General features: G+C 63.7%; 21 protein-coding genes. 11 read left to right on the top strand and 10 right to left on the bottom strand.

What is annotated here, in order from left to right:
• Positions 1-950 precede the first annotated feature (950 nt).
• Positions 951-1,454, top strand: a complete 504-nt coding sequence (locus tag IVB27_RS28300) for a GFA family protein (RefSeq protein ID WP_247446250.1) — start codon at positions 951-953, stop codon at positions 1,452-1,454.
• Between the two features lie 253 nt (positions 1,455-1,707).
• Entirely contained in the window at positions 1,708-3,369 is a 1,662-nt protein-coding gene (locus IVB27_RS28295) for a thiamine pyrophosphate-binding protein (protein ID WP_247446249.1), read from the top strand.
• A 114-nt stretch (positions 3,370-3,483) separates the two neighbouring features.
• Here IVB27_RS28295 and IVB27_RS28290 read toward each other — a convergent pair whose 3' ends face one another.
• On the bottom strand, positions 3,484-4,860 hold the full coding sequence (locus IVB27_RS28290; RefSeq protein ID WP_247446248.1) for an LLM class flavin-dependent oxidoreductase: 1,377 nt from the start codon (positions 4,858-4,860) through the stop codon (positions 3,484-3,486).
• Positions 4,861-5,102: 242 nt separating this feature from the next.
• On the opposite strand from IVB27_RS28290, the gene IVB27_RS28285 reads away from it, so the two are divergent.
• From IVB27_RS28285 to IVB27_RS28260, 6 genes are all read left to right on the top strand, one after another.
• Complete coding sequence (locus tag IVB27_RS28285; protein ID WP_247446247.1) at positions 5,103-6,512, top strand: M20 family metallopeptidase; 1,410 nt, start codon at positions 5,103-5,105, stop codon at positions 6,510-6,512.
• Positions 6,513-6,597: 85 nt separating this feature from the next.
• Positions 6,598-7,509 (top strand): amino acid ABC transporter substrate-binding protein, encoded by a 912-nt coding sequence (locus IVB27_RS28280; protein ID WP_247339742.1) that lies wholly within the window; start codon positions 6,598-6,600, stop codon positions 7,507-7,509.
• Positions 7,510-7,638: 129 nt separating this feature from the next.
• Positions 7,639-8,370 (top strand): amino acid ABC transporter permease, encoded by a 732-nt coding sequence (locus tag IVB27_RS28275; RefSeq protein ID WP_247446251.1) that lies wholly within the window; start codon positions 7,639-7,641, stop codon positions 8,368-8,370.
• 4 nt (positions 8,371-8,374) lie between these two features.
• The gene (locus IVB27_RS28270) at positions 8,375-9,067 is read left to right on the top strand and encodes an amino acid ABC transporter permease (RefSeq protein ID WP_247446246.1); all 693 of its coding nucleotides are present in this window, start codon (positions 8,375-8,377) and stop codon (positions 9,065-9,067) included.
• Positions 9,068-9,079: 12 nt separating this feature from the next.
• Positions 9,080-9,811, top strand: a complete 732-nt coding sequence (locus IVB27_RS28265) for an amino acid ABC transporter ATP-binding protein (protein ID WP_247339745.1) — start codon at positions 9,080-9,082, stop codon at positions 9,809-9,811.
• A 147-nt stretch (positions 9,812-9,958) separates the two neighbouring features.
• Positions 9,959-10,819 carry a D-amino-acid transaminase gene (locus IVB27_RS28260; protein ID WP_247446245.1) on the top strand — a complete coding sequence of 287 codons (861 nt, stop codon included), beginning with the start codon at positions 9,959-9,961 and terminating at the stop codon, positions 10,817-10,819.
• Between the two features lie 118 nt (positions 10,820-10,937).
• Here IVB27_RS28260 and IVB27_RS28255 read toward each other — a convergent pair whose 3' ends face one another.
• The 3 genes from IVB27_RS28255 to IVB27_RS28245 form a co-directional block, all read right to left on the bottom strand.
• A complete protein-coding gene (locus IVB27_RS28255) occupies positions 10,938-11,399 on the bottom strand; it encodes a carboxymuconolactone decarboxylase family protein (RefSeq protein ID WP_247446244.1) in 462 nt (153 codons plus the stop codon).
• Positions 11,400-11,428: 29 nt separating this feature from the next.
• Complete coding sequence (locus IVB27_RS28250) at positions 11,429-13,045, bottom strand: MDR family MFS transporter (RefSeq protein WP_247446243.1); 1,617 nt, start codon at positions 13,043-13,045, stop codon at positions 11,429-11,431.
• A gap of 114 nt (positions 13,046-13,159) precedes the next feature.
• The gene (locus tag IVB27_RS28245) at positions 13,160-14,341 is read right to left on the bottom strand and encodes an HlyD family secretion protein (RefSeq protein WP_247446242.1); all 1,182 of its coding nucleotides are present in this window, start codon (positions 14,339-14,341) and stop codon (positions 13,160-13,162) included.
• 270 nt (positions 14,342-14,611) lie between these two features.
• Between IVB27_RS28245 and IVB27_RS28240 the strand changes: the two genes are divergently transcribed.
• Positions 14,612-15,523 (top strand): LysR family transcriptional regulator, encoded by a 912-nt coding sequence (locus IVB27_RS28240; protein ID WP_247339755.1) that lies wholly within the window; start codon positions 14,612-14,614, stop codon positions 15,521-15,523.
• Here the strand turns inward: IVB27_RS28240 and iaaH are convergent.
• Both iaaH and IVB27_RS28230 read right to left on the bottom strand, forming a co-directional pair.
• Complete coding sequence (iaaH, locus tag IVB27_RS28235; protein WP_247446241.1) at positions 15,518-16,939, bottom strand: indoleacetamide hydrolase; 1,422 nt, start codon at positions 16,937-16,939, stop codon at positions 15,518-15,520. The two genes, IVB27_RS28240 and iaaH, sit on opposite strands and share 6 nt — an antisense overlap.
• A 75-nt stretch (positions 16,940-17,014) precedes the next feature.
• On the bottom strand, positions 17,015-20,464 hold the full coding sequence (locus IVB27_RS28230; RefSeq protein WP_247446240.1) for an indolepyruvate ferredoxin oxidoreductase family protein: 3,450 nt from the start codon (positions 20,462-20,464) through the stop codon (positions 17,015-17,017).
• A 153-nt stretch (positions 20,465-20,617) separates the two neighbouring features.
• Here IVB27_RS28230 and IVB27_RS28225 point away from each other — a divergent pair, with 153 nt between their 5' ends.
• On the top strand, positions 20,618-21,073 hold the full coding sequence (locus IVB27_RS28225) for an Lrp/AsnC family transcriptional regulator (protein WP_247339761.1): 456 nt from the start codon (positions 20,618-20,620) through the stop codon (positions 21,071-21,073).
• 7 nt (positions 21,074-21,080) lie between these two features.
• Here the strand turns inward: IVB27_RS28225 and IVB27_RS28220 are convergent, their stop codons facing one another.
• From IVB27_RS28220 to IVB27_RS28205, 4 genes are all read right to left on the bottom strand, one after another.
• Positions 21,081-21,404, bottom strand: coding sequence for a DUF8737 domain-containing protein (locus IVB27_RS28220; RefSeq protein ID WP_524536524.1), 324 nt, complete (start codon positions 21,402-21,404; stop codon positions 21,081-21,083).
• A 15-nt stretch (positions 21,405-21,419) separates the two neighbouring features.
• Positions 21,420-21,905 (bottom strand): hypothetical protein, encoded by a 486-nt coding sequence (locus tag IVB27_RS28215; protein ID WP_247446238.1) that lies wholly within the window; start codon positions 21,903-21,905, stop codon positions 21,420-21,422.
• A complete protein-coding gene (locus IVB27_RS28210) occupies positions 21,902-22,429 on the bottom strand; it encodes a DUF8737 domain-containing protein (protein WP_247446237.1) in 528 nt (175 codons plus the stop codon). The genes IVB27_RS28215 and IVB27_RS28210 overlap by 4 nt, the downstream gene beginning before the upstream one ends.
• Before the next feature lie 76 nt (positions 22,430-22,505).
• On the bottom strand, positions 22,506-22,844 hold the full coding sequence (locus IVB27_RS28205; protein WP_247446236.1) for a hypothetical protein: 339 nt from the start codon (positions 22,842-22,844) through the stop codon (positions 22,506-22,508).
• A 189-nt stretch (positions 22,845-23,033) separates the two neighbouring features.
• Here IVB27_RS28205 and IVB27_RS28200 point away from each other — a divergent pair, with 189 nt between their 5' ends.
• A complete protein-coding gene (locus IVB27_RS28200) occupies positions 23,034-23,954 on the top strand; it encodes a LysR family transcriptional regulator (RefSeq protein WP_247446234.1) in 921 nt (306 codons plus the stop codon).
• Positions 23,955-24,026 lie beyond the last annotated feature (72 nt).

The following is a 24,026-nucleotide window of genomic DNA, read 5'->3' as shown; positions in this document are numbered from 1 at the left end:
GCGCGGATGGAACATGCTCGAAACATTGTCCCGATGCCCCACACAACTCATCCACAAACTCAGCGTCGCCTAACCGAGCAAACGGACCTGGGCAGTTACCGCTGCGCTCGCAATGACGGTGTAGCTGCGGGCTGCCCAAGCCCTCTCGCCGCGCGCGGCCTGCACCCGCGAGGCGTCGGGCAAAACACCCGGTCAAGCCCTCCGCGCAAAAAGATTTCACTTTTCCGAATTTCGGATTTATGGCGTACGACGCTCATCCTGGCCCTGCCAAAGGGGCGTTCGCGATCGTCACGACATGCGGGCCGGGTGGCGGTGGACGCGGCAGCGTCGGCGCGGGCGGCGTGATGACAGGGCGGGCAACCGTGAGTCCTCACGCGACGCGGTACGACACGGCGCTGGAGAGCGGGCTGGTCGATTGTCGGGGGTGAGCACACGCAAGCCCTTGACGATCAGGCGGGACCGTCCGCGGACGGAGAAGTCGTGTGGTCCTGACGCCCGGGGTCTGTGCGTCAAGTCCCAGCAGTGATGTGGCGGCCCGACCGGGCGTGCGCATCAGTCATCCGCAGGGCGACGGGGGCAATAGTGCATCGCTCCCCGGGGAGAGCACGAAGGACACCGTTAAAACCATCCGCGCAGGGAAGGCCGGGCGATCGGCCACCCCATCGGTCCACCCCGTGTGCACTCTTGTCGCGCACGGACCAACGGGTGCCGCCGGCGCCCGGCCTTCCCTGCGCCCTTTGGCCTCAGAGCGCGCGAACGAAACCTTAAAGCTCGGGCGAAGCGCGCCGCGAGAATGCGAAGGCGTGTCAGCTATCTGGAAGGCCCATTGAAAGAGCGATGCAGTTGCCCCAATCTCGTCATTGCGGAGCGCCGCGAAGCAATCAAGAATCTTTCCGCAGAGACAGTCTGGATTGCTTCGCTGCGCTCGCAAAGACGATGAGGGAAGCACCATGGCCAAAGCCGCAGTCGCCGCAGGTATTGCCACCGGCCAATGCCTCTGCGGCAAGGTCACCTTCGAGATCGACGTCCCCGCACGCTGGGCCTGGCACGATCATTCCGCCGCCAGTCGTCGCGCCCACGGCGCTGCCTATGCGACCTATGTCGGCAGCTGGAAGAAGCGGTTTCGCATCATTTCGGGGAAAACCGCGCTCAGCCGCTACGAGGACAGGGCGACCAAGACCGCGCGCAGCTTCTGCACGCATTGCGGCACGCCGATCACGTACGAGCGCCCACGCGGCCCGCACATGGTCAACATTCCCCGCGCGCTGTTCAAGGAGCGCACCGGCCGCCAGCCGCTCTATCACATCGCAATCGAAGAGCTTCAGGAATGGGCCTATACCGGCGAGCCGCTGGTGCCGCTGACGGGTTTTCCGGGCGTGGTCTGGCAGCGCTCGAAAAAGAAAAAGCGAGCCAGCGGCGAAGATCCGTTCGATCTGGGGCGCGAGGAGATGTAGCGCAATCCACTCTCGTGCCCCGGACGCAGTGCGGCGCGAAGTGCCGCGCTGCTGAGCCGGGGCCCATGCCTCAGCGAACTCGGCGCAAATATGGATCCCGGCTCTGCGTCGCAACGTTGCACGTTGCGCCGCGTCCGGGACATGAGACCGTCCCACGCAACGCAGCCATGATCGCACTTCCTTGCGCGCGTCCCGCGATTTCGGCCATCATGCTTTCAGTCCTCGCGGCAACGCCCGCGGGCCTGGAGGAAACATGAAGAACAAGATCACCGGCCGCTCCGCCTTTCTCGCGCTGCTCAAGGACGAGGGCATCACGCATCTGTTCGGCAATCCCGGCACCACCGAGCTGCCGATCATGCATGCGCTGAAGGACCATCCCGACCTCACCTATGTGATGGCGATGCAGGAGAGCCTGGTGGTGGCGATCGCGGATGGATATAGCCGCGCCTCCGGCAAGCTTGTCGCCTGCAACGTCCATGTCGCACCCGGCCTCGGCAACGCGATGGGCTCGCTCTACAACGCCCAGTTCACGGGCACGCCGATGATCCTCACCGCCGGCCAGCAGGAGCAGGGACACGGCTTGATGGAGCCGGTGCTATATGGGCCGCTGGTGCGCATGGCCGAGCCGCTGGTGAAATGGGCCGTCGAGGTGACGCGGCTGGAGGATCTGCCGCGCATCGTTCGCCGCGCCGCCAAGGTTGCGACGACGCCGCCGACCGGGCCGGTGTTCATCTCGCTACCCGGCGACATCCTCAACAGCGAGGCCGGCATCGATCTCGGCCGCTCCACCCGCATCGACGCGCGCACAAAGCCGTCGGACGAGGCGCTGAAGGCTTTTGCCGCGCGCCTGCTCAAGGCCGAGCGCCCCGTAATCGTTACCATGGATGAGGTGGTCAAGAGTGACGCGCTGAAGGAGGCCGCCGAGCTCGCCGAGCTGCTGGGGGCGGCCGCCTATCAGTCCTCGACGCCCTACGGTTCGCACTTTCTCTCCGAGAGCCCGAGCTTCGTCGGCACGCTGGCGCGCGTGCAGAAGGTCGCGCGCGATACGCTGGCACCCTACGATCTTCTGATCGCGCTCGGCGGCGATCCCCTGCGGATGTCGGTCTATAGCGAGGTCGATGCGCTACCGGATGGTCTCGGCATCGTGCAGGTCGGCCTCGTCGACTGGGAGATTGCCAAGAACTACGGCGCCGAGATCGCGCTGAAGGCGGATCTGAAGGAGACGTTGCGCGCGCTGATTCCGGTGCTGAAGGAGATGGGCGGCGCTGCCCTGGCACAACGCGCGAAGCAGCGTCTCGCCGAGCTCGCGCCGAAGAACTGGACCGCGCGGCGTACCGCGCTGGTCGAGCAGATCGGCAAGGCCACGGACCGCAGCCCCATCGATCCGGACTGGCTGGTGCTGCAAATGATCGAGACCATGCCAGCCAACGCCATCCTGGTCGACGAAGGCCTCACCTCGAGCCGCCAGATCACGGCACTCCGCGCGCACCGCGACCGCTTCGGCTATCACGGCCTTGCTTCCGGCGGCATCGGCTGGGGCCTGCCGGCCTCGGTCGGCGCCAGCATCGCCAATCCCGATCGCCCCGTGGTCTGCTTCTCCGGCGACGGCAGCGCGATGTATTCGATCCAGTCGCTGTGGACCGCGGCGCATCACAAGCTGCCGCTCAATGTCGTCATCGCCAACAACGGCGGCTACCGCATCATCAAGCAGCGTCTGCTCGCCTTCCATGGCGACGACAATTACGTCGGCATGGATTTTGTCGATCCGCCGGTGGATTTTGCGGGAGTGGCTAAGGCGCTCGGCTGCGAGGCGATCAAGGTCAACGATCCCCGCGAGCTGAAGGCGACGCTGTCGTCGGCGTTCAACCGTCCGGGGACGAAGCTGATCGAGGTGATGGTGGACGGGACGGTGTAGGCACATCAACCGCCGTCATTGCGAGGAGCGAAGCGACGAAGCAATCCAGATTGTTTTCCGCGGAGGGATTCTGGATTGCTTCGCTTCGCTCGCAATGACGAGGAGGCGGCGGCGCTACCCGTTCCCCACCCGATACCCCGCCGCCGGATGCGGCGCAGCTAGCCGCGCACGCCCGCCACCGAACAGCTTCTCCCGCAGCGTGCCCTGCGCGTATTCCGCCTTGTACCGCCCACGCCGCGTCAGTTCCGGCACCAGCATGTCGGCGATGTCCTCGAAATCGCCGGGTGAGATCGCGAAGGCGACGTTGAGGCCGTCGACATCGGTCGCCTCGAACCAATCCTCGATCTTGTCTGCGACCATCTCCGGCGTGCCGACCACGACAGGACCGGCTCCACCGACGCCGACATGCTCGATGACGTCGCGCACGGTCCAGACGCGGTCGGGATCGGCGCGGGTGACGTTATCGAGTGCGCTGCGGCCGGCATCGTTCTGGACATGGCGCACCTGCTGATCGAGCTCGTAGCCGGAGAAGTCGATGCCGGTCCATCCCGACATGAGGGCCAACGCGCCTTCCGGACTGATATGCGACCGGTAGTCGGCATATTTGGCCGCCGCTTCGGCTTCCGTGTTGCCGAGGATGATCGTCATCATCGAGAACATCAGGATCTCCGCCGGATTGCGGCCGAACGCGGCGGCCTCCTGACGAATCGCCGACACGCGCGGCGCGATCACCTTGGCCGACGGCCCCGACATGAACACGCATTCGGCATGCTTCGCCGCGAACTGCCGTCCGCGCGGCGAGGTGCCGGCCTGATACAGCACGGGCGTCCGCTGCGGCGACGGCTCGCTGAGGTGAATGGTATTGTTGATGCGGTAGTTCGCGCCCTCGTGGTTGACGCGATGGATTTTTGTGGGATCGGTGAAGATGCCGCGCTTGCGGTCGCGCAGCACGGCGTCGTCCTCCCAGCTCCCTTCCCAGAGCTTGTAGACGACCTCCATATATTCGTCTGCGATCTCGTAGCGGTCGTCATGCCCGGTCTGCTTGTCCTTGCCGGCTCCACGCGCGGCGCTGTCGAGATAACCGGTGACGACGTTCCAGCCGATCCGTCCCTCGGTGAGATGATCCAGCGTCGACATCCGCCGCGCGAACGGATAGGGCGGCTCGAAGGAAAGATTGCTGGTGACGCCGAAGCCGAGATTCTGCGTCACCGCCGCCATCGCCGACAGCAGCAGCAGCGGTTCGTTCGACGGCGTCTGCGCTGCATTGCGCAAGGCTGCGTCAGGGCTGTTGCCATAGACGTCGTAGACCCCGAGCACGTCAGCCAGGAACAGGCCATCGAAGCGGCCGCGCTCCAGCGTTTTGGCGAGATCGATCCAGTAGGGCAGGCGGTTATATTCGGCCGTGCGGTCGCGCGGATGGGTCCACAGGCCCGGTGACTGGTGCGCGACGCAATTCATCGCAAAAGCGTTGAGCCTGATCTGCTTGGCCATGATGGTCCCCCGGCGCCCTATACCGGGCGCTCTTCGAATGATAGAGCTGCGCTCGAACTTGGCGAAGTTCTTGCATATAACTCGACCTTGGCAAGGCCAAAATCGGCGGTGCTGCTGCGCTTGGCAAGCCAATCTCAAGAGAGCAAGAACGAAATCCCAAGACTATCGAAGTCCCCGCCACTTTCGGAGGCCCACCCGTCTCGGGTATGCTCCTTCGTCTCGCAACCTAAAAAAAGAAAATAATGACCAGAGCCGATGCCATCGCCCGCGCCCGTGACGATTTCAAATCCGGCGCGTTCCTCACCGAACTCGACCGTCGCGTCGCCTACCGGACCGAGAGCCAGAATCCGAACCGGAGCGTCGAGCTGCGCGCCTATCTGGAACAGGAGATGGTGCCCGCTTTCGCCGCGCTCGACTTCGAAAGCCGCATGGTCGAATCTCCCAGCGGCAAGGCGCCGTTTCTGTTCGCCGAGCACCACGAGAGCGAGACGGCGCCGACCGTGCTGATCTACGGTCATGGCGACGTCGTCGACGGCATGGAGGGCGAGTGGCGCGACGGCCGCGATCCCTGGCGCACGACGGTTGCGGGCACGCGGCTCTATGGCCGCGGCACCGCCGACAACAAAGGCCAGCACAGCATCAACATGGCGGCACTCCGCGCGGTGCGCGACGCCCGCGGCGGCAAGCTCGGATTCAACGCCAAGTTCATCGTCGAGATGGGCGAGGAGATCGGCTCGCCCGATCTCGGCAAGGTCTGCGATCTCAATCGCGATGCGCTCAAGGCCGATCTGTTCATGGCCTCGGACGGGCCACGCCTGTCCGCCGACCGCCCCACACTGTTCCTCGGCTGCCGCGGCGGCATACGCATTCATCTCGATGTGAACCTTCGTGACGGCGGGCATCATTCCGGCAATTGGGGCGGCGTGCTCGCCAACCCTGCGACCGTGCTGGTCAATGCGATCTCGACGCTGGTCGACGGCCACGGCCGCCTTCAGCTCGATGCGCTGAAGCCGCCCCGGCTCACCAACCAGATCCGCAGCTATCTTGCCGACGTGCAGGTGGTGCCGACCGAGGACGAGCCGGCGCTCGCTGAGAGCTGGGGCGAAGAAGGGCTGTCGGCGGCCGAGCGGCTCTATGCCTGGAACACGCTTGAAGTGCTGGCGATGTCATCCGGCAATATCGAGAAGCCGGCCAACGCCATTCCCGGCCACGCCAATGCCGTGCTGCAGCTGCGTTTCGTGGTCGGCACCAAAATCGACGGCCTGATCGACGCCGTCCGCGCACATCTGGTCCAGAAGGGTTTTCCGATGGTCGAGGTGCGGGCGGCGCAGAGCTTTGCCGCCTCGCGCACGGATTTCGACAGCCCCTGGATCAAGTGGGCGGCGGATTCGGTGCAGGAGACCACCGGCAAGGTGCCGGCGGTGCTGCCGAACTTCGGCGGCTCGCTGCCCAACGACGTGTTTTCCGAAATCCTGGGCCTGCCGACGATCTGGGTGCCGCACTCCTATCCCGGCTGCTCCCAGCATGCGCCCAATGAGCACATCCTGCTGCCATTGACCGAAGAGGCCTTGACGGTGATGGCCGGCCTGTTCTGGGATCTCGGGGAATTGCCAGGACCGCTCACACGTCCGCTAACCCGAGCGTTAACCTGAGCCGCCATCCAGTCGAAAGTCACATTCTATTCCGGCTTGTTTTGTGCTTGCATCCCGCCGGCATCATCCTGAAAGGGGACCAAAAGTGAAACACTTCCGTAGCATCGGCCTCGCGCTCGCCGCGACCTTCGCCGTCAGCCAGGCTGGGGCCGAGGAGCTGACCGGTACGCTGAAGAACATCAAGGACACCGGCGCCATCACGCTGGGCTTCCGCGACTCCTCGATTCCGTTCTCCTATCTCGACGACAACCAGAAGCCCATCGGATTCGCGATGGACATCTGCTACAAGATCGTCGACGCCGTGAAGAAGGAGCTCAAGCTCGACAAGCTCGAGGTCAAGCTCAACCCGGTGACCTCGGCGACGCGTATTCCGCTGATGGCCAACGGCACCATCGACCTCGAATGCGGCTCGACCACCAACAATGTCGAACGCCAGAAGCAGGTCGCCTTCACCAATACCCACTTCCTGACCGCCAGCCGCTACGTCTTCAAAAAATCCAGCGGCCTGAAGTCGATCGACGACCTCAAGGGCAAGACGGTGGTCTCGACCGCCGGCACCACCAACATCAAGCAGCTCACCGAAGCTAATGTTGCGAAAAGCCTCGGCGCCAACATCATTCCGGCCAAGGATCACGCCGAATCCTTCCTGATGGTCGAGACCGACCGCGCGGTCGCCTTCGTGATGGACGACATCCTGCTCGCGAGCCTCGTTGCCGGCTCGAAGTCGCCGGACGACTACGTTATCTCCAAGGATGCGTTCTCCAAGCCTGAGCCCTACGCCATCATGCTGCGCAAGGACGACGCGCCGTTCAAGAAGGTGGTCGATGCGGCGACCGCTGCGGTCTACACCTCCGGCGAGGGCCAGAAAATCTACGACAAATGGTTCACGGCCAAGATCCCGCCGAAGGGTCTCAACCTCAACACCCCGATCTCGCCCGAGCTGAAGCACGAGTTCGCCAAGCCGAGCGACTCGCCGAATCCGGACGACTATAAGTAAGCTCCGATCCGTCCTGGAATCAGGACTTCGGGATCAAAATGATGTCCGGTCACTCTTGACACCAGGGTGGCCGGACATTTGCATAGGCGCCCGGGACATCTGTGATTGGCGCGTTCGCGCGGGGGACACGTGAACTACCACTGGAACTGGGGAATTTTCTTCGAGCCCAACCCGATGGGGACCGGCACCTACCTCGACATGCTGCTGTCGGGACTGGTGCTGACCCTGAAGACGGGCGTGGTCGCCTGGATCATCGCGCTGATTTTCGGCACGATCGTCGGCGTGCTGCGCACGTTGCCGTCAAAGACCGCGTCCTGGATCGGCTTTTGCTGGGTCGAATTCTTCCGTAACATGCCGCTGCTAGTGCAGCTGTTTCTGTGGTTCTTCGTGCTGCCGGAATTGCTGCCGAAATCGGCCGGCACTTGGCTGAAGCAAATGCCGAACGCACCGTTCTGGACGGCGGCGATCGGCATCGGCTTCTTCATGTCGGCGCGCGTCGCAGTGCAATTGCAGGCCGGCGTCGGCTCATTACCGCGCGGGCAGAGGATGGCCGCGACTGCGCTGGGCCTGACCACTGTGCAGGGCTACCGCTACGTGCTGCTGCCGATGGCGTTCCGCATTATCCTGCCGCCGCTGACCTCCGAATTCCTCAACACCATCAAGAACACGGCCGTGGCCATCACCATCGGCCTGCTCGAGCTCACCGGACAGGCGCGCTCGATGCAGGAATTCTCGTTCCAGGTGTTCGAGGCCTTCACCGCCGCAACCCTGCTTTATCTCCTCGTCAACGTCGTCGTCGTGACCGCGATGCGCTTCCTCGAGCGCTGGGTCGCGATCCCCGGCTACATCACGGGGAAATAGCGCCATGTTCAGCAATCTTGATTTCGACGTCATCCGCCGCGCACTGCCCTATCTGTTCTACGAGGGCATGACGTTCACGCTGATGCTGACGGCGCTCGCGGCACTCGGCGGCCTGGTCTTCGGCACGGCGATCGCGCTGATGCGGTTGTCCGGCTACAAGACGCTCGGATACATCGCCGGCGTCTATGTCGACTTCATGCGCTCGCTGCCGCTGGTGCTGGTGATCTTCTGGTTCTACTTCCTGGTGCCCTATATCGGGCAATGGCTGACCGGCGCGTCGCGCCCCATCGGCGTCGGCGCGTTCGCGTCCTCGCTCATCACCTTCATCATGTTCGAGGCCGCGTACTTCTCCGAGATCATGCGTGCCGGCATCCAGTCGATCTCGCGCGGCCAGCCTGCCGCGGCCAACGCGCTGGGGCTGACCTACGCCCAGACCATGCGCTACATCGTGCTGCCGCAGGCGTTCCGCAACATGCTGCCGGTTCTGATCACGCAAACCATCGTGCTGTTCCAGGACACCTCGCTGGTCTACGTGCTGTCGATTACCGACTTCCTGGGAGCTGCGAGCAAGGTCGCGCAGCGCGACGGTCGTTTGGTCGAAATGTATCTGTTCGCCGCAATCGTCTACTTCACCATCTCCTGTGTCGCATCCTACGGCGTCCGCCGCCTCCAGGCGCGCATCGCCATCATCCGTTAGAGCGTATCGGTCATGATCGAAATCAGCCACGTCGACAAATGGTACAGCCCGACCTTCCAGGTGCTGACCGACTGCACCACCAGCGTCACCAAGGGCGAGGTCGTGGTGGTCTGCGGTCCCTCGGGCTCAGGCAAGTCGACGCTGATCAAATGCGTCAACGCGCTGGAGCCGTTCCAGAAAGGCGACATCAGCGTCGATGGAACCAAGGTCAACGATCCCAAGACCAATTTGCCGAAGCTGCGCTCGCGGGTCGGCATGGTGTTCCAGCACTTCGAGCTGTTTCCGCATCTGAAGATCATCGACAATCTCTGCCTCGCACAGCAGAAAGTGCTCGACAGGTCGCGCGACAAGGCGGTGGCGAAAGGCATGCAGCTGCTGGAGCGCGTCGGCCTGAAGGAACAGGCGCAGAAGTTTCCCGCGCAACTGTCCGGCGGCCAGCAGCAGCGCGTGGCGATCGCCCGCGCGCTCGCGATGGATCCCATTGTCATGCTGTTCGACGAGCCGACCTCGGCGCTCGACCCCGAAATGGTGAGCGAGGTGCTCGACGTCATGGTGGACCTCGCCCATGAGGGCATGACCATGATGGTCGTCACCCACGAGATGGGCTTTGCCCGCAAGGTCGCCAACCGCGTGATCTTCATGGATCGCGGCGAGATCGTCGAGGACGCCCCGAAGGAGGATTTCTTCGGCAAGCCCCGCAGCGACCGCGCGCAGAAGTTCTTGTCGAAGATTTTGTCGCACTGACTCCAGCGCCGTCGTCCCGGGTTCATTCGCTGCGCGAACGCCCACATTGCGCAAGTGCGCAATGGAGAATGATGAAACGAGGGGTGATCGGTGCCCCCGATTCGCGTATAACCGCGCCAATTTCCTCTTCCCGCCAGGAGACCTGCCTTGGACTCGATCGCCTACGTCAACGGCTCATTCGTCCCGCTCTCGGACGCTAAAATCTCGGTCCTCGATCGCGGTTTCCTGTTCGCCGACGGCATCTACGAGGTCTCGGCGGTGCTCGACGGCAAGCTGATCGACAACGCCTCGCATCTGACGCGGCTGGAGCGCTCGGTCGGCGAGATCCAGCTGAAGCTGCCCGAGACGGTCGAGCGCATCACCGAGATCCAGAAGGAACTGATCGCGCGCAACAAGGTCGAGAACGGCCTCGTCTATCTCCAGGTCACGCGTGGGGCCGACAAGGGCCGCGACTTCGCCTTCCCCAAGGGCGACGTCAAGTCGAGCCTGGTGATGTTCACCTCGGAGAAGGACATCATCAACGCGGCGTCGGCCAAGACCGGCATCAACGTCATCACCGTGCCGGACATCCGCTGGGAGCGGCGCGACATCAAGAGCGTCGCGCTGCTGGCGCAGGTGCTTGCGAAACAGGCCGCGGCCGAAGCCGGTGCGGGCGAGGCCTGGATGCTGGAGGACGGCTACGTCACCGAGGGCGGCTCGTCCTCGGCGTTCATCCTGACGCAGGACGACGTCATCGTGACCCGCAAGAATTCCAACGCGATCCTGCCGGGTTGCACCCGCAAGGCGGTGGTGGCGCTTGCCGAAGAGCGCCAGCTCCGGGTCGAGGAGCGTTCCTTCACGGTCGCCGAAGCGCTCGCCGCCAAGGAGGCCTTTGCCACCTCGGCGTCGCTGTTTGTCCAGCCGGTGGTTGCGATCGACGGCAAGAAGATCGGCGACGGCAAGCCCGGCCCGATGGCAACAAGGCTGCGCGAGATTTATGTGGAGTTCGCCAAGGCGACGGCGGTCTGACGAAGCTGCCGTAGGTGGGCAAAGGCGCGCTTGCGCCGTGCCCACCTGTTCTCTCGCGTTCGCTGAAAGACGGTGGGCACGCTTCGCTTTGCCCACCCTTGTATTAGCGCGCCGCAGCTCACGCCACCGACGCCTTCACCTTCACCGGATGAACCGCACGGAACGCGATCGCCAACCTGTTCCAGGCATTGATGGCCCCGATCAGCATCGTCAGGTTGACCGTCTCCACCTCGGAGAATTGTGCGCGGACCTGTTCGTAGACGTCGTCAGGCGCGTGCGTCTCGGAGATCAGCGTCACCGACTCGGTCCATGCCAGCGCGGCGCGCTCGCGGTCAGTATAGAGCGGGGATTCGGGCCAGGCGTTGAGCAGATAGATGCGCTGCTCGGTCTCGCCGCGCTTGCGGGCGTCCTCGGTGTGCATGTTGATGCAGAAGGCACAGCCGTTGATCTGCGACGCGCGGATCTTGACGAGCTCGATCAGCGACTTCTCCAGTCCCGTCGACTGGATCTGCTCTTCCAGCGCCATCAGCGCCTTCATTGTGTCGGGTGCGGCCTGGTAGAAATTCATGCGGGATTTCATGGTCGTTCTCCTTGCTTGCTGGGTTGATGTCAGTGGGCGCCGCCGGCCGAGGCATGGCCGGCCTTCTTCAGGAAGAGGGTAGCGATCAACGCGACGATCAGTGCCACGCCGAGCAGATAGAAGGTGTCGCTGAAGGCGAGGATATAGGCCTGCTTCTGCACGATATGGCCGATCGCGACATAGGCGCGATGCGACGCGTCCGCACGGTCGAGGATGCCGTGATTGACGAAGTATTGCGTGAGCTGTTCCAGCCGCGTCCGCGTCGCCTGCTCGAACAGCGAGACCGACTGCATCAGCACGTTGGAGTGATACTGCTCGCGCTTGGTCAGCAGGGTCTGCAACAGCGCGATGCCGACGGCGCCACCGAGATTGCGCATCATGTTGAACAAGCCGGAGGCCGAGCCCGCGTTCTCCGGTTCGATGCCTGACGTCGCCACCGCAGACAGCGGCGCCATCACCAGCGCCTGCCCGATCGCACGAACCACGTTGGGCCAGAGCAATTGATCGGCGGCATAGTTGCCGGTCATGTAAATGTTCATGAAGTTGGAGGCCGCGAACAGGACGAAGCCGACGCCGATGATGAGCCGCGCATCGAGCCTCTGCATCAGGCGTGGCACCAGCGGGATCAGCAGGAGCTGCGGCAGGCCGGTCCATGCCAGTACCATGCCGATCTGCTCGGCATTGTAGCCCTGGATGCGGGCCAGATATTGCGGCAGGATGAATACCGAACCGTAGAGAGCGATTCCCAGCAGGAAGTTCGCGAGCATGCCGAAGCCGAAATTGCGGCGGACCAGCAGACGCAGGTTCAAAAGCGGCTTCTTGACCGTGAGCTCGATGATCAGGAAGGCGGTCAGCGCGACGGCCGCGATGACGGAGAGCTTGACGATGAAAGGCGAGCCGAACCAGTCGTCCTTGTTGCCTTCCTCCAGGACGGTTTGCAGCGCGGACAGTCCGATCGCCATGGTGATGATGCCGGCCCAGTCGCCCTCGCGCAGCAACGACAGCTTCATCGGCTTTGCGTCCAGCGCGTACCAGAGCATGCCGACCATGATCGCGCCGGGGACGACATTGACGTAGAAGATGTACTGCCAGCCAAAATTCTCGGTGAGATAACCGCCGATGGTTGGGCCGATCGCGGGCGCGAACGTCGCCGACAGCGCAAACAGCGCAAGCCCGACCGGCTGTTTTCCGCGCGGCAGCAACGTGATGATCAGCGTGAACGCCATCGGGATCAGCACGCCGCCGGTGAAACCTTGCACCGCCCGCAGCACGATCATCTGCGGCAGGTCCTGCGCCAGCGCACAGGCGGCCGACAGGATCAGGAACAGGACCGCGTTGGTGAGGAGATAGATGCGGATCGAAAACACCTGCGCGAGCCAGCCGGACAGCGGGATCACCACGATCTCCGCGATCAGATAGGAGGTCGAGATCCAGCCGCCGTCGTCGATGCCGGCGCCGATCGCGCCCTGGATGTCGGCGAGCGAGGCGTTGACGATCTGGATGTTCAGCACCGCCATGAATGCGCCGAGCGTCGCGCCGATCACGGCGATCCAGGTCTTGGTGGAAACCGCCGGCGTGGCGGGAGCGGCTCGAGCGGGAATGCCGGCGGCGGAAGCGGCGTTCAGGGCGGGTTGGAGAGTGCTCATGGAAGGCCTCGTCTCGGATACGAGACAGGATGCATCAGGCGAGTGTTTTCGATAATCGAGGAAGCGTTGGAAGGATCGTCCGGCAGGACTTGATAATGCTGCCGGAGTTGGCCTTTAGCCGCCGTTGGGTCGCGTCGCATTGTCGGCGAGGCGCTTGGCCGTCTCGCGCTCGGCCAGCACGGTCGCCTTGGTGTCGACTGTCGGCTGCGCCGACATACCGGGGCGCAGCAGCCCGGTCAGGCGGTGGTCGTCGAGCACGATCTTCACCGGCACGCGCTGCACGATCTTGGTGAAATTTCCGGTGGCGTTGTCGGGCGGCAGCAGTGCGAATTCGAGGCCGCTCGCCGGCGACAGGCTGTCGACATGGCCGCGCAGGATCTGGTTGCGGAAACTGTCGACATGCAGTTCGACCGGCTGGCCGGCGCGGACATGGGTGAGCTGGGTCTCCTTGAAATTGGCGACCACATAGACCGCATCGAGCGGCACCACCGCCATCAATTGCGTGCCGGCCTGCACGAACTGTCCCACGCCCAGTGAGCGGGCGCCGACCGTGCCGTCGACCGGCGCGGCAATCTCGGTGTAGGAGAGATTCAGCGTCGCCTGCTCCGCGACCGCGCGCGCGTGTTCGAGCTGGGCTGTGGCCTGCGCGCGCTGGGTGGTGAGTACGTCGATCTTGCGCTGTGCGGCCACGAGGCCCGACTTCGCGTGTTGCAGTTGCGCGTTGCTGGCGCGCAACGCAGCGTCAGTCTGCTGGGCGCGCTGGATCGTGCCGGAGCCCGACTTCATCAAATCGTCGTAGCGGGCGCGCTCCTCCTGCGCGAATTTCAGATTCGCGTACGCGGCAGTCACATCGGCCGTGCTCTGCTCGATGATAGGCTGCTGAAGTTCGAGTTGGGCATCGAGGTTACGCACCGACGCTTCCGCCGCAGCCACATCGGCGCGCGCCTGGTCGAGCGCCGCCTTAAAGTCGCGGCCGTCGATCTTTGCCAGCACCTGGCCCGCTTTGATCTTTTCGTTGTCGCTGACCAGCACCTTGGCGATATAGCCCGAGACTTTTGGCGCGATGATCGTGGAGTCGGCCTTCACATAGGCATCGTCGGTTGTCTCGAGGTAGCGCCCGGTGGTCCAGTAATCGTGTCCGTAATGGACAATCGCTGCCGTGCCCGCGAGAAGGGCGAGCACCAATGCCGCGCGCCGGACGATATTCCGCGCCGGGACCGGAAGCGGAACCTTGGGGTTATCATGAGTGATTTCAGTCGCTTGCTGGAAGTTTTCGGTGCGGGGCATCTCGGACATCGCGATCTCCTATCGGCTGACTGAGAGTATCGGTCTTCCTGACTCGCGCGATAATCGGCAAAATGCCGGAAGGATTATCCATTTTGAGTGGATAGTTGGGGCCATCGCTTGGGTGTGGGGTATACCGAGCCAGGGGGGCGACTGCCCCAGAGCGATTGCCGCGTCTGTCGCGCGATTGCTGCTAATGCATGCGCGAACCGTGGGACGATCGGACGGATAATCCGACTAAATTCCTTGCGATTATCGAACAAGAGCGGATAATCAGCCTGCATGGATCGATTGACCAGCCTTGAAGTCTTCAGCCGGGTGGTCGAGACCGGCGGCTTCTCTGCAGCGGCCCGTAAGCTCAACATGTCGACCACCATGGTGAGCAATCACGTTCAGGCGCTGGAAGACCGGCTCGGCGTGAGGCTGCTCCAGCGCACCACGCGCAAGGTCAACCTCACCGAGATCGGCAGGGCCTATTACGACCGCTGCATCCAGATCCTCGCCGATATCGAACAGGCCGACGATATCGCGAGCGAGTTGCAGTCGGTGCCTCGCGGCACGCTACGGATCCACGTCGCCACGCACATGGTGCCGTTCGTCGCGCCCGTGGTGGCGAAGCTCCTGTCGACCTATCCAGAGCTCAGGATTGATCTGCGCATGGGCGAAGCCGACATCGACCTCATCGAAGAAGGTTATGACGTTGCCCTGCGCATGACCTCACCGCCGGATTCGAGCCTGATCGTCCGCAGCCTCGCCACCTGGCGCCACGTGCTGTGCTGCTCGCACGACTATCTCGAAAGGCACGGTCGCGTGCAGAAGCTCGATGAGCTCACCGCGCACAATTGCGCCCGTCACTTGAACTATCCGTTCGGCGACGATTGGCGCTTCTTCGATCGCAAGGGCACGCCGGCATCGGTGCGAATTTCGGGCAGCTTCATCACCAACAGCGGTGAGGCCTTGCGAAAGGTGGCGCTGGAAAGCGCTGCCGTCTGCCTGATGGCGGGTTTTCTCGTCCAGGACGATCTCGAAGCCGGTCACCTCGTTCGCCTTCTGCCAGAATATCGTCCCGTCGAGATGTCGATGAACGCGGTCTATCCGCACCGGCATCATCTGTCGGCGAAGGTCAGGACCTTCATCGACATGCTCGTGCATCACAGCGCCGAGCAGCAGAAGCTGATCAATCCCTACTCATGACCGGGGCGGCGCCGGCAGCCGCCCGAACACTTTTTCGAGCGCCATGCCGACCGCAAGCAGGCAGCGATCGCTGCCTGCGGGACCATCCAGCTCGAGCCCGATCGGCAGTTTGCTGACCGCGCCGAGCGCAATCGGAATCTGGATTCCGGGAAGCCCGGCATTGCTGCCGGGATCGGTGTTCTGGATGAACAGGCCAAAATTTTCGGGGCTGCTGGCGTCGGGGTTGGAAGCGATCGCAACGCGCGGCGTGGTGGGGAAGGCGATGGCGTCGAGCCGGTTGTCCGCAAAGGTCCTGCCGTAGAGCGCCTGCAGGGCGGGACGCGCGGACTTGATGGCGGCCTCATAGATCGGGCCGGCATCGACCAGGGTAGTGTCGGGACCAGGCAGTTTGCGCGGGATCACGAGGCCGTCATAGGTACCCTTGACGTCGGGGCTCGCGATCTCCCGCGCCAGTGCGTCGATGGTGATGCCGGTGCCGGTGTGCGCGAGATAGGCCACCATGTCGTCATAGGCCTCGTACAGCGCGACGGGAAAGCCGACCTGGCCGTTAAGTTCGGCCAACTGCGGCATCTCGATCTCGACGACCGTGACGCCCTCTGCCTTCACTTTCGCGACCGCCGCCTGGAAGGCGGCATCGGTGTCGGTATCAAGATTGATCAGCATCGACCTGACGATGCCGATTCGTATCTGCTTCAGATCAGCCGGCTGAACGGCGTCGCCGCCCGCAATGACGCGGTCGAGCAGTTCGACATCCGCCATGGTCGCGGCCATCGGGCCCGCGGTGTCGCGGGTGTGCGAGATCGGCGCGATGCCAGCTTGCGGATAGCGTCCGACCGTCGGGCGCAGCGAGGCACATCCATTCAGTGCGGCGGGCACGCGGACCGATCCGCCAGTGTCGGTTCCGAGCCCGCCCGCAACGATCCGCGCGCCGATCGCGGCACCCGTGCCAGACGAGGAGCCGCCCGCGATCAGGGCGCGGTTATAGGCGTTGCGCACGCCGAACTCCGTGCCGGACTTGAACGCAGTGTTGTAGCCGGAGATGCCGAAGGCGAGCTCGTGCATGTTGGTCTTGCCGATGATGATCGCGCCCGCGGCGCGCAGCTTTGCGACAACAGGCGCGTCAGCCTTCGGAACGTATCGCTTCAGCGCCGGCGTTCCTGCGCTACAGGGAAGCCCCGCGACCTCGATATTGTCCTTGATCACGATGGGCACGCCGCCGAGAGGCTTGCTGTCGCCGGTCGCGTCGAATGCGGCCGAGGCCTTCAAGGCACCAGCCTCGTCCAGGGTGACGAAGGCATTGAGATCGGCATTGGCCTTGGCGCGGGCAAGAGCTTCCGTCGTGAGCGCGGTGCTCGTGATTTTTCCGGCGCGGAGGTCGGCCACGGCCTGGGTCAGGGTTAACCGGTCGAAATCCATGATGCGTCACCCGATTGCAGGAGCGCCATCAGGGCGCCCCTCAGGTTCAGAGGCTGAAGCCTCATCGGCGCCCCGTCAACCGTAGGCACGCATCTTTGCAGGTGACGGCGCATCGAGCTCGGCGAACAGCCGTTCGACCTCGGCCTTCACCTTTCCGATCGCGGCATCTTTAACCGGCCCGTAGCCGCGGATATCCATCGGGGCTTTTGCAATGGCGATGAGGTCAGGCAGATGCGCTGCGTCGAGCCCGCCGAGCAGCCGTTCGATGACGCGATCGTACCAGGTGATCAGCTCCCGTTCGGCGCGCCGTTCCGCCGTGTAGCCGAACGGATCGAACGGCGTCCCGCGCAATCCCTTCATCCGCGCGAGCATGGCAAGCGGTGTCTGGATCCATTGCCCGAAGGCGCGTTTGCGCGGACGTCCGCGGGCGTCGCGCCTCGACGGCAGGAACGGCGGGGCGAGGTGATATTGGATGCTGAAGTCGCCTTCGAACTCGCCTTTCAACGCGTCGAGGAAACCACCCTGCATATGCAGCCGCGCCACCTCGTACTCGTCCTTGTAGGCCATCAGCTTGAACAGGGCGCGCGCGACGGCCTCGGTCAACGCCTCGCTATTCAAATTGGCTTCGGCATTGCGAACGTTTGCAACGAGTGTCCGATAATGCGTCGCGTAGGCGCGGTCCTGATAAGCGGTGAGGAAATCGGCGCGGCGGTTGATCAACTGGTCGAGCGTCTCGGCCTTGGACGCCTCGTCCGTCTTCGGCAGAAAGTCCGGATCGGCGGTCGCGATCCGGCCCCAGGCAAAGGCCTGCTTGTTGCGCTGGACCGCGACGCCGTTGAGCTCGATCGCGCGCAACAGCGCCGACAGCGAGACCGGCAGCAGCCCGCGCTGCCAGGCAAAGCCCAGCATGATGATGTTGGCATAGACGGCATCGCCGAGCAGGCGCTCGGCAAGCGCGTTGGCGTTGATGGTGTCGAGATTGCCGTCGCCGATCACCTGGCCGATCGCGCGCAGGCGAGCGGGTGAAGCGAGATCGGCGTCGCGGAAACGGACGACGTCGCCGGTCGGCATCTCCGCGGTGTTGACCGCGGCGCGCGTGCCTTTCCGATAGGTGCCGGACGCCTTTGGCGACGAACTGACGACGAGGTCGCAGCCGATCAGCGCATCGGCCGCGCCCTGGTCGATACGCACCTGATGCAGCGCCTCGGGGGTTGAAGCAAGCCGGATATAGCTCAGCACTGGCCCGAATTTCTGCGCAAAGCCGGTAAAATCCAGCACCGAGACGCCGCTTCGTTCGAGATGCGCCGCCATGCCGATCAGCGCGCCGACTGTGATCACGCCAGTGCCGCCGACGCCCGTGATGAGCAGATCATATGGACGGTCGAGCGTTGCGGGCGCGGGCAGGGGAAGCGTGGCCGCGTGGCCGACCGCGTCGATCTGGCTCGCGCCCTTCTTCCGGCGCGTCGCCCCCTCAACGGTGACGAAGCTCGGGCAGAACCCGTTGAGGCAGGAGAAGTCCTTGTTGCAGGACGAGAGATTGATCTGGCGCTTGCGGCCGAACGGCGTCTCCTTGGGCTCGACGCTGAGACAGTTGGATTCGACCGAGCAGTCGCCGCAGCCTTCGCAGACGAGATCGTTGATATAAGCAAAGCGTTTGGGGTCGGCCATCTCACCACGCTTGCGCCTGCGCCGTTTCTCTGTGGCGCAGGTCTGCTGATAGATCAGCACCGAGACGCCGGAGATTTCGCGCAGCTCGCGCTGCACGCTGTCCATCTCGTTGCGCGGATGGATGGACACGCCGACAGGCAGGTCCCCTGGCGAAAATTGCGTGGGATCGTCCGACACCAACGCGATGCGCGAAACGCCCTCGGCGCGGACGCTGTGCGCGATGGCGTGCACGCTGACCGGGCCGTCAACAGGTTGGCCGCCGGTCATCGCGACCGCATCGTTGAACAGGATCTTGTAGGTGATGTTGGCTTGAGCCGCGATCGCCTGCCGGATCGCCATCGAGCCCGAATGATAATAGGTGCCTTCGCCGAGATTCTGGAAGACGTGCTTTTTGCCGGTGAAGCGTGACGAGGCCGCCCAGTTCACGCCTTCGCCGCCCATCTGGATCAGCGACGATGTCTCGCGGTCCATCCAGCTCGCCATGAAATGGCAGCCGATGCCGGCCAGCGCCTTCGATCCTTCCGGCACTTTTGTCGAAATGTTGTGCGGGCATCCGGAGCAGAAATACGGCGTGCGCGTCGCACCGCTGACATTGATCGTGCGCGCGGCCTCAGGCATCAAGCCGGCTGCGCGTGCGGCGAGATTGAGCCCCGGAAACATCGGATCGAGCCGGCGCGCCAGCACGGACGCCAACGCGCGCGGTGACAATTCGCCGATCCAGGAGATCAGCCGCGCGCCGGTCTCGTCATGCTTTCCGACCATGCGCTCGGGCTTTGCGCCGGGATAGTCGTAAAAATATTCCTTGAACTGGCTCTCGATGATGCCGCGCTTCTCCTCGACCACGAGGATCTCGCGCTTGCCCTTCACGAACGCCATCGCGTCATGCAGCGCCAGCGGCCAGACCATGCCGACCTTGTAGATGTCGATGCCGATGCTGCGGCAGGCCGCTTCGTCCAGGCCCATCAGACGCAGCCCTTCCATCAAATCGAGATGCGCCTTGCCCGTGGTGACGATGCCGTAGGTGGCGCCCGGGATGTCGTAGATGTGACGGTCGATCGGATTGGCCTTTGCGAAGGCGTAGACCGCGTGCTTCTTCGCCTCCAGCCGCTCCTCGATCTGCGGCCCCGGCAGATCGGGCCAACGATAGTGCAGCCCGCCCGGCGGCGGCGCGAAGTCCGGCGTGTGGAAGGCGCGCGGCGGGCGCAGCGCAACGGACGCGCCGGATTCCACGATCTCCGAGATTGCCTTGAAGCCCACCCACATGCCGGAGAAGCGGCTCAGCGCATAGCCATATGCGCCGAACTCGAGATATTCGGCGACGCTGGCGGGGTGCAACGTCGGCATGAACCAGCTCATGAAGGCGACGTCGGACTGGTGCGGCATCGAGGATGAGACGCAGCCATGGTCGTCGCCGGCGACCACCAGAACGCCGCCATGCGGCGAGGAGCCGTAGGCGTTGCCGTGCTTGAGCGCATCGCCGGAGCGGTCGACGCCGGGACCCTTGCCATACCAGAGCCCGAACACGCCATCGACCTCGCGGTCGGCTTGCGTCTCGACCTGCTGCGAGCCCAGCACCGCGGTCGCGGCAAGATCTTCGTTCACTGCGGGGAGGAATTCGATGCGGTCGCGCTTCAGCCGCTCCGGGATGCGCCAGAGCTCGAGATCGACGCCGCCGAGTGGCGAGCCGCGATAGCCTGAGATGAAGCCGGCCGTGTTCAGCCCCGCGGCACGGTCACGCCTGATCTGGTCCAGCGCGATGCGGACGATGGCCTGCGTGCCGGTGAGGAAAACACGGCCCTCGTCGCGATCGTAGCGGTCGGACAGCTCGTAGGCGTCGAGTGACGGAATGGCGTCCATGGCGGACCTCCCGCGGCATCCTTGCCGAATGGGAGAAGAGTAGGCTTGGGTGACTGGTAGGTCTTACCTGATTTTCCCGATGACGGGCCTGTTCTGGTAGAATTATCCGGTACGGTCTATAAGGTGGTTGGATAATCCATCTTAGTGGTTTGCATGATCGAAGACCAGGACGCGCGGATTCTCGCCTACCTTCAGAGGGACGGCCGCGCCACCAACCAGCAGCTCGCCGACGCGGTCGGCATGTCGACCTCGGCGTGCTGGCGCCGGGTGCGTGCGCTGGAGGAGAGCGGAGCCATCCAGGGCTATGCGGCCCTGGTCGCGCGCGAGCAGGCGGGCTTTGCGATGTCCGCGATCCTCCACGTCTCGCTGGAACGACACGACGCCAAATTCGTCGACGAGTTCGTCGCGCGGGTGACCACGCGGCGTGAGGTGCTGGAGTGCTTTGCGACCACGGGCGATGCCGATTATCATTTGCGTGTCGTGGTGCAGGACATGGCGGCCTACAACAGATTCCTCGACGAGTTCATGTTCCGCATCCCCGGCATTCGCTACGTCCGCAGCAACGTGGTGCTGAAGGAAATCAAGACCAGCGTCGCGTTGCCGTTTTGAGGCAACTTCATCCGCGTCGACGCAGTTGGCGCAGCGACAGCATATGCAACACGATCGAGCTTGGCACCACGAAGGCAGGGGTCAGCACATTCGGAAAGATGTCTACAGCCATGGCCGGGCCCTCTGGAATGATGAGCTGGAACGGGCCGGGCGACATGATCATCCCCAAGGTGATCGCGACGGCCAAATCAGCGAGGCCGAAGATGTTCCAAAGCATCGCCGCTTTTCGACCCTCGGCCGTTCCGGTCGCCACGGCAATCGCCGCCGGTACCGCGAACAGGCCGGTCAGCACATCGCCAGTTCCTGCCGGCAGCGCCCATAGGCCCGGCATCACCCCCCACAGCCACTAAACGAGCCATTGGCTGCCAAAGACGCGGTAAAGCTGCAGCGCGATGAGCCACGTCATCGGCATTGCATCGAGCAACTGTCCCACCCGCTTCGACAGCAGCAACACCGGAGCAGCGACGATCACGGGCAGCAGCATCGCCGCCGGAAGCAGCGGCAGGGAGGAGGCACCGGTGCGGAATGCGCCGTTGATGGCTGCCGTCCAGGTGACGGCTGCCCACAGCGTGAAAGGGACCATGACGGCTAGCCAGGTCGCCTGGCGTTGTCTTGGCGTGAACGCTGTGCTTTCGAGACCGATCCACAAGCCAAGCGCTATCAGCCCGTGGGCCATCAGCCGAACGCCAAGGGCCGGAAAGCCGCTCTCCGGAAGCGCGGGTAGCGCGTAGACCAACCAGGTCCATAACGTCGTGAATGCAACGATCCACATCAGGCTGAGCCAGGCGGGCCGCGGGGCCATCACGGCAGCGGAAACAGTATCGGCGTTCATCGGCGTTCCTCCCGCTGCGTCACGGTGCTTTCTTCCGCTGATCCGGCCCTCAAGAGAAGCATGAAGACGAGAATATGGCTGACGAGCAGCAGCGGCACGTAGAGGGCCGGGATATAAATCCCGGCGCCGAACAGGCCCGGATTCTGGATTTTGGTTACGCCCATGTAGTACGCATTTAAAAGGTCCAGCGTGCCCCAGACGTTGAATATCCAGACCATCGGAATGGCGATCGACCATCGCCAGGACAGCGCTGCCATTGACATGAGAGCGAGCGTGGCGGCGATGAGATCTCCCCATCCGACCTCGCTGGCGAAATCCGGGCTCAACTCCGAAGACACGAATCCGGCAACCATGAAGTTCATCCCCAAAAACCTGAACGCATGGAACGCAGCGAGAAGTCTCAGGGCGTCATGGCGCGTCATGGCGCGGAGCGCCGGCCAAACATAGATGGCGGCCACCACCGAGCTTGTCAGGAAAGCCCCGGCGACGCTGAGAACGAACGGAAGATTAAAGCTCGGTGGCACGTTCGGATGTCCTTGTGATTGTCCGTCCGGTCGAGTGAGTCGAAGCCGGTAGTTTCGATCCGGCGTCGACGCGCGCTCAGGGTTTGGTCATGAGCAGGCGGAGCGGCATCAGCGGACCGACTGCAATGTATTCGTGATCGATGAGATCCTGCTTGGCGAGCGGCAGGGCGTCCATGATGGCGTGCCCTTCGATGACATCCTTGACATCCAGCAGGAAGACGGCTCCGCGCCCGTCGGACCGCGAATACCATTCACGAACCTTTCCATTGAGATAGAGCTGTACGGTCTGCCTGATTTCATCGGGCATGACGGCCATGACCTGTTCGCGTGTGACGCCTGGCTTGACGGACAGGATGACCATCACCCCGGTTGTGGGCGATGCGGCTTGTGCTTGGGCAGGGGATGTATCGGCCATGGAAGTCGCACCTATCAATGTGAGGGTGAGTGCCAAGACGGCGTGACGGATTGCTTTCATTGGTCTCATTTCTCCGATCACGGCGGTCGCTGTGGTGTCGCGAGTGTCAGCGCATGCAGCGGTGCTGCTTGCAGGCTGGATGTAAGTCTGCTTTGCACCGGCGACTATTCGCGATAATGTTGACGGGTTATGAAGCAGAACTTCACAGTCAGGCATGGTGCACTCGACGGCGTGGAGGCCTTCCTGAGTGTCGCCCAGCACCGCAGTTTCCGCCGGGCGGCCGCTGAACTCGGGGTCACGCCATCGGCCATCAGTCAGGCGGTACGAGCGCTCGAGGCGCGCGTGGGCGCGGCGCTCTTCATCCGCACGACCCGCAGCGTCGGTCTGACCGAAGCCGGCGAAAGGTTCTTTGCTCGCGCAAGACCAGCCTTCGAAGAGCTCATCGCAGCAAGCGGGGCGGCGCGTGAGCTCGGACAGCGGCCAGCCGGTCTCCTGCGTCTCACCGTACCGCGCTCGGTCGTGCCGATCCTGCTGGAGCCGGTGGTCGCGTCGTTCTGCCGGGCGTTTCCCGAGATTGAGGTGGAGCTTGCTGCGAGCGAAGAGCTGGTCGACCTCGCTGCCGGAGGTTTTGACGCCGGCATCAGGATGGGCCAGTTCATCACCCCAGACATGATCGCGGTGCGGCTGACGAAGCCGCTGCCGCTCATCATCGTGGGCAGCCCGGCTTACCTCGACCGCCGCGGCTGGCCCGAGCGCCCGGACAATCTGCGTGAGCACGCGTGCCTGAGATTGCGGCGATCGAACGGTGCGCTTGCATCATGGTCCCTCAACGACAACGGGCGTTCGATCGAGATCGCCGTTTCGGGACCTTTCATCGCCAACGACTTTCCCACGATGCTCGGCGCTGCCGTCGAGGGTGTAGGTCTTGCGCAAGTGCCCGCACCGCTCGCCGCCGGTGCCTTGACGACGGGAAAACTCGTCCACGTGCTGGAGCAATTCGCGCCGATGACGCCGGGGGTGTTCCTCTACTATCCCGGCCATCGACAAATCATGCCGAAGTTGCGAGCCTTTATCGATCATGTGAAGGGCCGCTCAGGAGCCACAAGCTGATCCGAGTCCGGATCTAACGAACTGACGCTGCCGTTTTGATCGAGCTGCGGGGTGCGCAAAAGTGTTCCTGCG

This window comes from Bradyrhizobium sp. 197 (assembly GCF_023073375.1).
Classification (GTDB): domain Bacteria; phylum Pseudomonadota; class Alphaproteobacteria; order Rhizobiales; family Xanthobacteraceae; genus Bradyrhizobium.
Note: the sequence above shows the minus strand (reverse complement) of the source record. Positions and strands in the feature narration are given on the sequence as shown.

Coding starts and splice junctions, on each gene's coding strand:
- IVB27_RS28300 (WP_247446250.1), top strand. CDS start 951: ATGGCCAAAGCCGCAGTCGCCGCAGGTATTGCCACCGGCCAATGCCTC.
- IVB27_RS28270 (WP_247446246.1), top strand. CDS start 8,375: ATGTTCAGCAATCTTGATTTCGACGTCATCCGCCGCGCACTGCCCTAT.
- IVB27_RS28285 (WP_247446247.1), top strand. CDS start 5,103: ATGACCAGAGCCGATGCCATCGCCCGCGCCCGTGACGATTTCAAATCC.
- IVB27_RS28205 (WP_247446236.1), bottom strand. CDS start 22,844: ATGGCCGATACATCCCCTGCCCAAGCACAAGCCGCATCGCCCACAACC.
- IVB27_RS28265 (WP_247339745.1), top strand. CDS start 9,080: ATGATCGAAATCAGCCACGTCGACAAATGGTACAGCCCGACCTTCCAG.
- iaaH (WP_247446241.1), bottom strand. CDS start 16,939: ATGGATTTCGACCGGTTAACCCTGACCCAGGCCGTGGCCGACCTCCGC.
- IVB27_RS28215 (WP_247446238.1), bottom strand. CDS start 21,905: ATGAACGCCGATACTGTTTCCGCTGCCGTGATGGCCCCGCGGCCCGCC.
- IVB27_RS28250 (WP_247446243.1), bottom strand. CDS start 13,045: ATGAGCACTCTCCAACCCGCCCTGAACGCCGCTTCCGCCGCCGGCATT.
- IVB27_RS28230 (WP_247446240.1), bottom strand. CDS start 20,464: ATGGACGCCATTCCGTCACTCGACGCCTACGAGCTGTCCGACCGCTAC.
- IVB27_RS28245 (WP_247446242.1), bottom strand. CDS start 14,341: ATGTCCGAGATGCCCCGCACCGAAAACTTCCAGCAAGCGACTGAAATC.
- IVB27_RS28290 (WP_247446248.1), bottom strand. CDS start 4,860: ATGGCCAAGCAGATCAGGCTCAACGCTTTTGCGATGAATTGCGTCGCG.
- IVB27_RS28295 (WP_247446249.1), top strand. CDS start 1,708: ATGAAGAACAAGATCACCGGCCGCTCCGCCTTTCTCGCGCTGCTCAAG.
- IVB27_RS28220 (WP_524536524.1), bottom strand. CDS start 21,404: ATGCCGGGCCTATGGGCGCTGCCGGCAGGAACTGGCGATGTGCTGACC.
- IVB27_RS28240 (WP_247339755.1), top strand. CDS start 14,612: ATGGATCGATTGACCAGCCTTGAAGTCTTCAGCCGGGTGGTCGAGACC.
- IVB27_RS28200 (WP_247446234.1), top strand. CDS start 23,034: ATGAAGCAGAACTTCACAGTCAGGCATGGTGCACTCGACGGCGTGGAG.
- IVB27_RS28225 (WP_247339761.1), top strand. CDS start 20,618: ATGATCGAAGACCAGGACGCGCGGATTCTCGCCTACCTTCAGAGGGAC.
- IVB27_RS28255 (WP_247446244.1), bottom strand. CDS start 11,399: ATGAAATCCCGCATGAATTTCTACCAGGCCGCACCCGACACAATGAAG.